We start from the raw sequence: 10635 nt of genomic DNA on the forward strand, positions 1-10635 counted from the left end.
CCAGCGCCGGTACGCCGCCGCCTTCGCCACGCCGACAAGCCCGGTGAGCCAGCTGATCAGACCGAGCCCCATGCCGTACACGATGAGGGCGTACGCGAAACTCTTTGACGGCCGTACGCCGGCGGAGATCGCCGAGGCCACGCGCGGGAGGTACTGAGTGCTGCCGCTCGTCGACCACCACTGTCACGGCGTGCTGCGCTCCGACCCCGACTCCGCCGCCTTCGAGGCGTTCCTGACCGAGTCCGACGCGCCCGCCGCACCCGGCACGAGCTTCTTCGACACCCAGCTGGGCTTCGCGGTGCGCCGCTGGTGCCCGCCGCTCCTGGGGCTTGATCCGCACTGCCCACCGGACCGCTATCTGGCCCGCCGCCGCGAGCTGGGCGCCGCGGAGGCCAACCGGCTGCTCCTCGGCGCCACCGGCATCGGCAGCTACCTGGTGGACACCGGACTGCCGGGCGATCTGACCGGCCCGGACGAACTGGCCCGGCTGGGCGGGGCCACCGCGCGCGAGATCATCCGTCTGGAGCACCTCGCGGAGGGCACCGCCGCGGAGGTACGAGATCCGGACAAATTTCTTGCGGTGCTCGGCGATGCGATCGGTGCGGCGGCGGGCACGGCGGCCGGCTTCAAATCGGTGGTCGGATACCGTCACGGCCTCGACTTCGACCCGGCGCCTCCGGACGCGGCGGAGCTGCGCGCGGCGACCGCCGGATGGCTGGAAGCGGGCGGAGGCCGGATCACCGACCCGGTGCTGCTGCGGCACCTGCTGTGGTCGGCGGCGGACACCGGGCTTCCGCTCCAGATCCACACCGGGTTCGGCGACCCCGACCTCAGGCTGCACCGCTGCGATCCGCTGCTGCTGACCGACTTCATCCGGGCGGTGCGCCCCACGGGCTGTCGGCTGATCCTGCTGCACGGCTACCCCTACCACCGGGCCGCCGGCTATCTGGCGCACGTGTACCCGCATGTGTACGCGGACGTGGGGCTCTCGCTCGGGCACACGGGGGCGCGGGCGACGGCGGTGCTCGCCGAGTTCCTGGAGCTGGCCCCCTTCGGCAAGCTGCTGTTCTCGACGGACGCGTACGGTCTCGCGGAGCTGTATGTGGTGGGGGCCCGGCTCTACCGGGACGCCCTGGACCAGCTCCTGAACGGCTGGACGGGGTCCGGGGCGTGGTCGGCCGCGGACGCGGACCGGGTGGCGGCCCTGGTGTCGGCGGGCAACGCCGAGCGGGTCTACGGCGTCTGAGGCTCTCCGGCGGCGGAGGCACGAGCACACCGGGGGCATGGCGCCCCCGGTGGCTCAGACGCCGTCCGGGTCCGCGCGGTTCAGCGCGGGCCGGGGCTTGGGGCCGGTCTCGTTCAGGAGGAAGTCGGCGGCCGCGGTGTCGGTGACCAGGCTGGTGACCAGGCCGGAGCGGAGCACCGCGTCGATCGCGGCGGCCTTGCGCTGGCCCCCGGCGATCGCGACGACCTCCGGGATGCGGCGCAGCCGGTCCGCCTCGACGGTGATGCAGCGCTCCCCCAGGTCGCGGCCGACCCGGCGGCCCTCCGCGTCGAAGAGGTGCGCGGACATCTCGGCGGCGACGCCGAGCGAGGCGTAGTGCGCCCGCTCCTCGTCGCTGAGCATGTCGTGCACGGTGGAGATGCCGGGCTCCCAGGATCCGATGGAGACCGCTGCGACGGTGACCTTGTCGAAGTACTCGAAGGCGCGGGCGATCCCGGTCTGGTTGCGCAGCGCGGCCGCGGTCGCCGGGTCGGGAAGGAGCATCGGGGCGTAGATGGGGTGGGCCTCGCCGCCGGACACCTGGGCGGCCCTGCGCACCGCCTCGACGGAGCCGCGCTCGGCGGTGCCCGCGTCGTAGACCCCGGTCAGCTGGACCACGGTGCAGGGCGGGAGTCTGTCGAGGGCCGCGGCCATGTGGATGGTGGAGCGGCCCCAGGCGAGACCGAGCACATCACCCTCACTGACCAGCTCACCGAGCAGATCGGCGGCGACCTCGCCGAGGTTCTCCGGGTCGGGCGAGGTCTCCTCGCCCTCCGCGGGCGACTCGACGACGACCGCGTGCCGCAGCCCGTACCGGGCGCGCAGGGCGTCGGAGCGCTCCGCGTCCAGTTCGGCGGGGACGCGGATCTCGATCCGTACGAGATCGCGTTCCAGTGCGGTCTCCAGGACCCGGGCCACCTTGAAGCGGCTCACGCCGAACTCCTCGGCGATCTGGATCTTGGACTTCCCCTCCAGGTAGAAGCGGCGGGCCATGGCCGCCGCCTGCACCAACTCCGCGGGTCCCATCCGCAGGGCTGACCGACCCGCCGACATTGCAGACACCGCGATCTCCTCACTGCTGTTCACAACTGCTGTTCACGCACCGGACTCGCTGTTCATCCTGTCAGATGCAATGGTCCTTGATCAGCCCCGGAGGGTTCCGTTCATTCAGTGGCGGCTCAGTGTGCGCACGCCCAGGGTGCGTCCGCCGTCGCCCGTTCAGCCAGGGAACGCAGCCCCCGCACGGCTTCGGCCGGGTCCTCGGCTCCGTAGACGGCCGATCCGGCGACGAAGACATCGGCTCCGGCCTCGGCGCAGCGCTCGATCGTGGCGGCCGAAACGCCTCCGTCGACCTGGAGCCAGAGTTCAAGTCCGTGTTTGGCGATCAGCTCACGGGTCCGGCGGATCTTCGGCAGCATGATGTCGAGGAAGGACTGGCCGCCGAAGCCGGGCTCGACCGTCATGATCAACAGCATGTCGAGCTCGGGCAGCAGATCCTCGTACGGCTCGATGGGGGTGGCGGGCTTCAGCGCCATCGAGGCGCGGGCGCCCTTGGCGCGGATCTCGCGGGCGAGGCGTACGGGAGCGGCGGCGGCCTCCGCGTGGAAGGTGACCGAGCCGGCCCCGGCCTCCACGTACTGCGGGGCCCAGCGGTCCGGGTCCTCGATCATCAGATGGCAGTCGAGCGGTGTGTCCGTCGCCTTGCTCAGGGATTCCACGATGGGCACACCGAGCGTGAGGTTGGGCACGAAGTGGTTGTCCATCACATCGACATGGAGCCAGTCGGCGCCCGTGACGGCCCGGGCCTCGTCGGCCAGCCGGGCGAAGTCCGCGGAGAGGATGCTGGGGTTGATCTGAGCCATGCCCCAAGCGTGCCATGCCCCGGGCGACTTGCCTGCCACGGCGGAGGACGAAGGCGGTACGGATCCGCGCCGGGCGGGCGATGCTGTCGCCACGGCCGGGCTTTCACACACGATCCTTTGCCGCGCCGACGCCCCGCCGCAGACCCTTCGGCGCGCCCCGCGGCCGGTGGCGGCCAAACCGTGATCCGCCCAAGTCCCTTACCGCGACGGTGAGTTCGGGCTCGTCGCCCTGGGCGCACGGTCCGCGACGTCCCGCGTTCGGGGGCGCCGCGCCGACGGTCAGGCCATGCGCCTGAGGAGCGCCAGATACATCGCGTCGGTGCCGTGCAGATGCGGCCACAGCTGGACGTCGGGGCCGTCCCCGAGGCCGGCGACGCCGGGCATCAGCGGGCGTACGTCGATCCACTCGGCCTCGACGGGCTCGGCGCCGCCGCGGCCCTTGAGGACGTCGTCGACGACGATCCGGGTCTCGGCCAGGTGCGGTGAGCAGGTGGCATAGCCGACGACGCCGCCGACGCGGACCGCGGAGAGCGCCTCGCGCAGCAGCCCGCGCTGGAGCGGGGCGAAGCCCTCCAGATCCTCGGGGCGCCGGCGCCAGCGCGCCTCGGGGCGGCGGCGCAGGGCGCCGAGGCCCGAGCAGGGGACGTCCATCAGGACACGGTCGAAGGAGCCCGGCAACCACGGCGGACGGGTGCCGTCGGCCGCGACGACCTGGTAGGGGCCCGGGTTGCCGGCGAGCGCCCGCTCGACCAGGCGCGCCCGGTGCGGCTGCTTCTCGGAGGCGAGCAGGGCCGCGCCGCGCCCGGCGGCGAGCGCCGCGAGCAGGGCGGCCTTGCCGCCGGGGCCTGCGCAGCCGTCGAGCCACAGCTCGTCGCGGCCCTCGACGGGGGCGTTGGCCAGAGCGGCCGCGACGAGCTGGCTGCCCTCGTCCTGGACACCGGCCCGGCCCTCGCGCACGGCGTCGAGCGCGCCGGGCTCGCCGCCCTCGGCCATCCGCACGGCATACGGCGACCAGCGACCGGGCAGCGCGGCGTCCTCGCCGACCGCGGCGAGGAGCTCCTCGGTGGTGGAGCGCCCGGGGCGGGCGACCAGGGTCACCTCGGGGCGCTCGTTGTCGGCCTCCAGGAGGTCCTCGATGCCGGCCCGGCCACCGCCGAGGGCGTCCCACAGCGCGGAGACGACCCAGCGCGGATGCGAGTGAACGACCGCCAGGTGGTCTTCCGCATCGTCCTCATAGGAGGGCGCGACCTTCTCCAGCCAGCCGTCGAGGTCGTGCGCGGAGATCTTGCGCAGCACGGCGTTCACGAACTTGGCCCGCCCGTCACCGAGCACCACACGCGCCAGCTCCACGCTCGCGGAGACCGCGGCGTGCGTGGGGATGCGGGTGCCGAGCAGCTGGTGCGCGCCGAGCGCGAGCACGTCGAGTACCGGCGGATCGACCTCGCGCAGCGGCCGGTCGATGCAGGCCGCGATGATCGCGTCGTACGTGCCCTGGCGGCGCAGCGTCCCGTAGACCAGCTCGGTGGCGAGCGCCGCGTCCCGGGTGTCGAAGGTGCCGCTCTCGCGCGCCTTGCGGAGCAGCGGGGGCAGGACGAGGTTGGCGTAGGCGTCGCGCTCGTCGACGGCCCGCAGCGCCTCGAAGGCAAGGATGCGGACCGGGTCCTTCTTGGGCCGGCGGTACGGCTTGCCGGTCTTGCCCGCCTTGGGGTTCTGGCCATGGGGGTTCGGGCTGCGACGTGGCGAATCGTTCACGTGAAAGGTGCTCCGCTGATCAGATGGGGCGAACCCCCTCAGCGTACGTCCGCCGCACCCACCCGCTCACCCGGGGCGATGCGGACGCCGCGCGCCCAGTCGGCGCCGCGCATCGGCTTCTTGCCCTGCGGCTGGACCCAGAGCAGCTCCACGGCGTGCGATCCGGTGCCGACATACACGTTGTTCTTGGCGACGGAGAGCTCGCCGGGCGCCAGGTCGGTGCGGTCGGTGACCAAGGCGGCCTGGATGAGCTTGAGGCGCTCGCCGCGGAACACGGTCCACGCGCCGGGCGCGGGTGTGCAGCCGCGCACGACGCGGTCGACGCGCAGTGCGGGCGCCGTCCAGTCGACGTGCGCCATCTCGACGGTGATCTTCGGGGCGAGCGAGATCCCGTCGGCGGGCTGCGGGACGGCCTTGAGGGCGCCGTCCTCGATGCCGTCCATGGTGGCGGCGAGCAGCCCGGCGCCGGCGAAGGCGAGCCGGGTGAGCAGGTCGCCGCTGGTGTCCGTGGGCCGGACCTCTTCCGTGACGGTGCCGTACACCGGGCCCGAGTCGAGGCCCTCCTCGATGAGGAAGGTGGCGGCGCCGGTGATCTCGTCGCCGGCCATCACGGCGTGCTGCACGGGCGCGGCGCCGCGCCAGGCGGGCAGCAGCGAGAAGTGGAGGTTGACCCAGCCGCGCGCGGGAATGTCGAGGGCGGCCTTGGGCAGGAGCGCGCCGTACGCGACGACCGGGCAGCAGTCCGGCGCGATCTCGCGCAGCCGGGCCAGGAACTGCTCGTCCCGTGGCTTCGCGGGCTTGAGCACCTCGATGCCGGCCTCCTCGGCGCGCTCGGCGACCGGACTCGCCACGAGGCGACGGCCGCGCCCGGCGGGTGCGTCGGGCCGGGTGACGACCGCGGCGACCTCGTGCCGACCGGAGGCGATCAGAGCGTCAAGGGCGGGAACGGCGACCTCGGGGGTGCCTGCGAAGACGAGCTTCACTGGGAGTTACCTCGCTTTGTCGAGAGCAGCGTCTCAGTCTATGGGCCGGTGGGGCGCGGGCGTACGCGCAGGTGCCGCACCGGGCGGGGTGGTGCGGGGGAGGTCGTGCGGCGGAGACGGACCGGTGGGGGCGGGGGCGCCCGGCCGGTTCCGCTCGGCAGGGGCGCATGAGTGCTCGTGCGCCCTGCGCATATGCCCATACGCCCCCGCAGCGTGACCACAACCGCGGGTGGCGCGTTGGTCAAGAGAGATTGACCTGACCGGGCCGCTTGTGCGGCTCGCGCCCGCTCAGCACCCGCACCACGTCAACACGGCACAGCTCGGCATCACGCAGTATCAGTACCGTTTTCACCCTTCCTTTCATCGCCGGTTCGAGAGGCTTGCTCATGGCCGACCACGCAACGCACGACGCCCAAGCGCGGGCCAGCCTGCACCTGTTGGTGCGGGACATCGAGCGGGTCCGCCGGCAGGTGGACGCACTGCGCACCCTCACCGCGCAGCTGGGCAACGTCTACCGCCCGCGCCGCTCCGGCCCCTCCACGGGCTTCGTCGTGTACGGGCGCGCCCCGGCGCCGACCGTACGGCTCGCCCAGGAGCTGCGCGACAGCGTCGAGACGCTGGTGACCGCAGCCGTGGACTTCGACCGCTCCCTCGGTTTCTCCTGGGACGCGGTGGGCTCCGCGCTCGGTGTCACCAAGCAGGCGGTGCACCGCCGTTACGGGTCCCGCAGGGCGGCCGCCCCGGCCGCGGGCCAGGCCGAGGCGGAGCGCCCGGCCGAGTCCGCGGTGACCCGCACTCTGCCGCCGCTGCCCCCCATCACCCCGATGTCCCCCATGTCCCCCATGTCCCCCATGCCCGCGGTCCCTGCCGCCCGTTCCATGCCGCCGCAGCCGACGGCGAACAGCCACTCCCTTCGCGAGGAGGTCCGCACCAGCGCGTTCCCCGGCCCCCGCAACGGCTGACCCGCTTCCCGTCTCTTCGTGCCCTCGCGTCCGTACGTATCGCGAGGGCACAGCTATCTGCGACGCCTCGCCGACGCGGGCGGCTCAGCCGATGTCCGGCGGGTCGATCCTGATGCGCACCGGGTCGCCGCCGCCGCGGGCCAGGCGTGCGGCCTGGGCGGCCTTGAGGGCGGCGGCCAGCGCGGCGCCGCTGCCGGGCGGCACCCGCACCAGTGCCCGCTCCCACTGCTCCCCCACCGGTGGATCGCCGGGCCTGCGCGGCCGGCCGGGGTCGGCGACCGGCAGCGGAACGGGTCCCAACACCTGGGCGTCGGGCGGCAGTTGGGCCGCCTTCAAGAACGCTTCGACGGCTTCGGGCCGCCCGATGGCCTCGGCCATCCGGGAGACCGGCGGGAAGCCGAGCTCGGCCCGCTCGGCCAGCTCGCGCAGGGCGTGACCGACCGGGTCCCAGCGGACCAGCGCCTGCACCGGCCGCAGCGTGGGCTCGGCGACCACGACCACCGTGCCGCCCTCGTCCTGTCCCCGTACCAGGGACGCCGCCGTGATCCAGCGTCGCAACGCCTCCTCGCCTGCCCTGAGGTCGGGCCGGCCGAGCATCGCCCAGCCGTCGAGGAGCAGCGCCGCCGCGTAGCCGCCCTCGGCGACCGGTTCGGCGCCCGGCGTCGACACCACGAGGGCGGGCTGCCCCGGCACGCTGTCCAGGACGTGGTCGCGCCCCGAGGTGCGTACCGGCACGGCGGGGAAGGCGCGGCCGAGCTCCTCCGCGGTGCGCCGGGCGCCGACGATCTGGGCCCGCAGGCGGCTCGCGCCGCATTCGGCGCAGTGCCAGTCCGCCGCCGTCGTGCCGCACCAGGCGCACTGCAGGGCGCGCTCGTCCGGCGCTTCGAGGGGGCCCGCGCAGCGGCCGCAGCGGGCCGGCGCCCGGCAGCGCGCGCAGGCGAGCCGCGGCGCGTACCCCTTTCTCGGGACCTGGACGAGAACGGGGCCGTGCTTGAGTCCCTCCCGGACGGCCTGCCAGGCCAGGCTCGGCAGGCGGGCGGCGCGTGCCGCTTCGTCGCGCGCGAGCTCGCCGTCGCCGACGGTCCGGACCAGGGGGGCGGCCGCGCGGGCCACCGTACGGTCGGCGACGAGCGGCGCGGCCCATCCGCTCTGCACGAGCTGGGCGGCCTCGACGGTGCAGCTCGTACTGCCCAGCAGGAAGGCGCACTTGTCGTGCGTGGCGCGCAGTTCGAGCACTTCGCGCACGTGCGGGAACGGGGCGTTGTCGTCGCTGTGGCTGGCGTCGCCGTCCTCCCACACCACGACGAGCCCGAGGTTGTCGACGGGGGCGAACATCGCCGCGCGGGTGCCGACCACGGCCCGCACCGCGCCGCGGCGCACCGCGAGCCACTGCCGGTAGCGGCGCTCGGGGCCCGAATCGGCGGTGAGCAGCGCGTGCCGGCCCTCGCCGAGCAGCTCGGTCAGTGCTGTGTCGACGCGGCCGGCGCTGCGCCCGTCCGGCACGACGACGAGGGCGCCGCGGCCCGAGGCGAGGGTGGCCCCGACGGCGCGCGCGATCTCCTGCGCCCAGTGGGGTCCTGGCAGAGCGGTCCACACTGCCCGGGGCGCGGCCCCGCTCCCCAACGCCCCGATGAACGCGGGCCCTTGGGCATACCGCTCCCAGGTGCCGGGCTCCGGCCGGGCGGGCGGCGGGGCCGGCTCGGGTGACGGCTTGGCCTCGGCCCTCGCGTTCCTGGGCGGGACGGCGAGCTGGAGCACATCGGCGAGGCTGCCCGCGTACCGGTCCGCCACCGCCCGGGCGAGCGACAGGGTGTCCGCGCTGAGCACAGGCTCCGGTGAGACGACACTGGCCAGCGCGGCCAGCGGTCCTGAATAGTCCGAATCGGCACGCCGCTCGACGAGGAACCCGTCGATCAGACCGCCGCCCTCGCGCCGCCCGCCTCGCACATTGCGCGACCCGGCCCCGAACCGCACCCGCACGCGCACCCCGGGCTGAGCGTCGGCGTCGAGCTCCTCGGGCACGGCGTAGTCGAAGAACTGATCCAGGTGCAGTACCCCTTTGTTGACCACGACCCGCGCGACCGGCAGCTCCTTGGCGAGCGCCGCCCCCCGCCAGGTCCGCGGCTTGGCCTTGGGCACCTTGGCCTTGCGCACCGTCTCCCGAATGAGCGCAAGCTGCTCCGGCCCCGCGCCCTCGGCGCCCCCGCCCTGCCGTTCGTTCTCGCTGCTCACAGCCAAATTCCTACCAGACGGGACTGACAACGGCCTCGCCCGATCGTCGCCGTCCGGTGCCGGCCGGGTGCCGGTACGTTCCGCAGAAGAACCCGGTACCGGCCGCAGAAGAACGAGGTGCCCCGGACCGAATCCGGCCCGGGGCACCTTGTGGGATGGCGTCGTGCTTACAGACCCGCCGCCTTGCGCAGCGCGTCCACGCGGTCCGTGCGCTCCCACGTGAAGTCGGGGAGTTCACGGCCGAAGTGGCCGTACGCGGCGGTCTGGGCGTAGATCGGGCGGAGCAGGTCGAGGTCGCGGATGATCGCGGCCGGGCGCAGGTCGAAGACCTGGGTGATCGCCGTCTCGATCTTCTCGTTGTCGACCGTGTTGGTGCCGAACGTCTCGACGAACAGGCCCACCGGCTCGGCCTTGCCGATCGCGTACGCGACCTGGACCTCGCAGCGCGCGGCGAGGCCCGCGGCCACCACGTTCTTGGCGACCCAGCGCATCGCGTAGGCGGCCGAGCGGTCCACCTTCGACGGGTCCTTGCCGGAGAAGGCGCCGCCGCCGTGGCGGGCCATGCCACCGTACGTGTCGATGATGATCTTGCGGCCGGTGAGTCCGGCGTCGCCCATGGGGCCGCCGATCTCGAAGCGGCCGGTCGGGTTCACCAGGAGCCGGTAGGCGTCGGTGTCCAGCTTGATGCCCTCCTCGACCAGCTGCTTGAGGACGTGCTCCACGACGAACTCGCGGATGTCCGGAGCCAGCAGCGACTCCAGGTCGATGTCGCTCGCGTGCTGCGTGGAGACGACCACCGTGTCGAGCCGGACGGCCTTGTCGCCGTCGTACTCGATGGTGACCTGGGTCTTGCCGTCGGGACGCAGGTACGGGATGGTGCCGTTCTTGCGGACCTCGGTCAGGCGGCGCGAGAGCCGGTGCGCGACGTGGATCGGCAGCGGCATCAGCTCGGGCGTCTCGTCGCAGGCGTACCCGAACATCAGGCCCTGGTCGCCGGCGCCCTGCTTGTCGAGCTCGTCCTCATCGCCCTCGACCCGCTTCTCGTACGCGGTGTCGACACCCTGCGCGATGTCGGGGGACTGGGCGCCGATGGACACCGACACACCACAGGAGGCGCCGTCGAAGCCCTTCTTCGAGGAGTCGTAGCCGATTTCCAGGATCTTGTCGCGGACCAGCTGGGCGATCGGCGCGTATGCCTTGGTGGTGACCTCGCCGGCCACGTGCACCTGGCCCGTGGTGATGAGGGTCTCCACGGCGACGCGGGAGGCCGGGTCCTCGCGCAGGAGCGCGTCGAGGATCGTGTCGCTGATCTGGTCAGCGATCTTGTCGGGGTGACCTTCGGTCACAGACTCCGAGGTGAAGAGACGACGGGACACAACGCTCCCTGGGGTTGCAGCGGCTGCTGGCTGATCATGGTAGGTCGCGCCGGGAGCTGCGCCCGGCGGCGTTCCGTGGACCAGTTTATCGGTCGGTTCTGTTCGTTGGACCACGTGTCTCGCTCCGTGGAGTCCGGAGATCTCCGGATCTGGTCGCCGCGGGGTACGGCTCATGATCCTTGAGGCTCTCCGCGCGGGCCCGGG

At 73.3% G+C, this 10635-nt stretch carries 9 protein-coding genes; 2 read left to right on the forward strand and 7 right to left on the reverse strand.

The window, feature by feature from the left end:
- The first annotated feature begins 157 nt into the window (after positions 1-157).
- Entirely contained in the window at positions 158-1246 is a 1089-nt protein-coding gene (locus tag AB0D31_RS31930) for an amidohydrolase family protein (protein WP_362729600.1), read from the forward strand.
- Positions 1247-1300: 54 nt separating this feature from the next.
- Here the strand turns inward: AB0D31_RS31930 and AB0D31_RS31935 are convergent, their stop codons facing one another.
- The 5 genes from AB0D31_RS31935 to AB0D31_RS31955 form a co-directional block, all read right to left on the reverse strand.
- On the reverse strand, positions 1301-2350 hold the full coding sequence (locus AB0D31_RS31935) for a sugar-binding domain-containing protein (protein WP_267054255.1): 1050 nt from the start codon (positions 2348-2350) through the stop codon (positions 1301-1303).
- Positions 2351-2442: 92 nt separating this feature from the next.
- Positions 2443-3126, reverse strand: a complete 684-nt coding sequence (gene rpe / locus AB0D31_RS31940; protein ID WP_362729602.1) for a ribulose-phosphate 3-epimerase — start codon at positions 3124-3126, stop codon at positions 2443-2445.
- A gap of 279 nt (positions 3127-3405) precedes the next feature.
- Entirely contained in the window at positions 3406-4878 is a 1473-nt protein-coding gene (locus AB0D31_RS31945) for a transcription antitermination factor NusB (protein ID WP_362729604.1), read from the reverse strand.
- A gap of 38 nt (positions 4879-4916) precedes the next feature.
- Positions 4917-5861: a methionyl-tRNA formyltransferase gene (fmt, locus tag AB0D31_RS31950; RefSeq protein WP_362729606.1), complete on the reverse strand. Its 945-nt coding sequence runs from the start codon at positions 5859-5861 to the stop codon at positions 4917-4919.
- Positions 5862-6102: 241 nt separating this feature from the next.
- Positions 6103-6249: a hypothetical protein gene (locus tag AB0D31_RS31955; RefSeq protein WP_362729608.1), complete on the reverse strand. Its 147-nt coding sequence runs from the start codon at positions 6247-6249 to the stop codon at positions 6103-6105.
- Between AB0D31_RS31955 and AB0D31_RS31960 the strand changes: the two genes are divergently transcribed.
- Complete coding sequence (locus AB0D31_RS31960) at positions 6248-6823, forward strand: hypothetical protein (RefSeq protein ID WP_362729610.1); 576 nt, start codon at positions 6248-6250, stop codon at positions 6821-6823. The two genes, AB0D31_RS31955 and AB0D31_RS31960, sit on opposite strands and share 2 nt — an antisense overlap.
- Positions 6824-6907: 84 nt before the next feature.
- Here AB0D31_RS31960 and AB0D31_RS31965 read toward each other — a convergent pair whose 3' ends face one another.
- Together AB0D31_RS31965 and metK are read right to left on the reverse strand one after the other, a co-directional pair.
- On the reverse strand, positions 6908-9055 hold the full coding sequence (locus tag AB0D31_RS31965) for a primosomal protein N' (RefSeq protein WP_362729612.1): 2148 nt from the start codon (positions 9053-9055) through the stop codon (positions 6908-6910).
- Positions 9056-9222: 167 nt separating this feature from the next.
- The gene (metK, locus tag AB0D31_RS31970; protein ID WP_362729613.1) at positions 9223-10431 is read right to left on the reverse strand and encodes a methionine adenosyltransferase; all 1209 of its coding nucleotides are present in this window, start codon (positions 10429-10431) and stop codon (positions 9223-9225) included.
- Positions 10432-10635 lie beyond the last annotated feature (204 nt).

This window comes from Streptomyces sp. NPDC048361 (genome assembly GCF_040651795.1).
In the GTDB taxonomy this organism is placed as follows: Bacteria; Actinomycetota; Actinomycetes; order Streptomycetales; family Streptomycetaceae; genus Streptomyces.

Bases quoted from the DNA above. Each gene is read 5' to 3' on its own strand.
- rpe (WP_362729602.1), bottom strand. From the start codon at position 3,126: ATGGCTCAGATCAACCCCAGCATCCTCTCCGCGGACTTCGCCCGGCTG.
- AB0D31_RS31955 (WP_362729608.1), bottom strand. From the start codon at position 6,249: ATGAGCAAGCCTCTCGAACCGGCGATGAAAGGAAGGGTGAAAACGGTA.
- AB0D31_RS31960 (WP_362729610.1), top strand. From the start codon at position 6,248: ATGGCCGACCACGCAACGCACGACGCCCAAGCGCGGGCCAGCCTGCAC.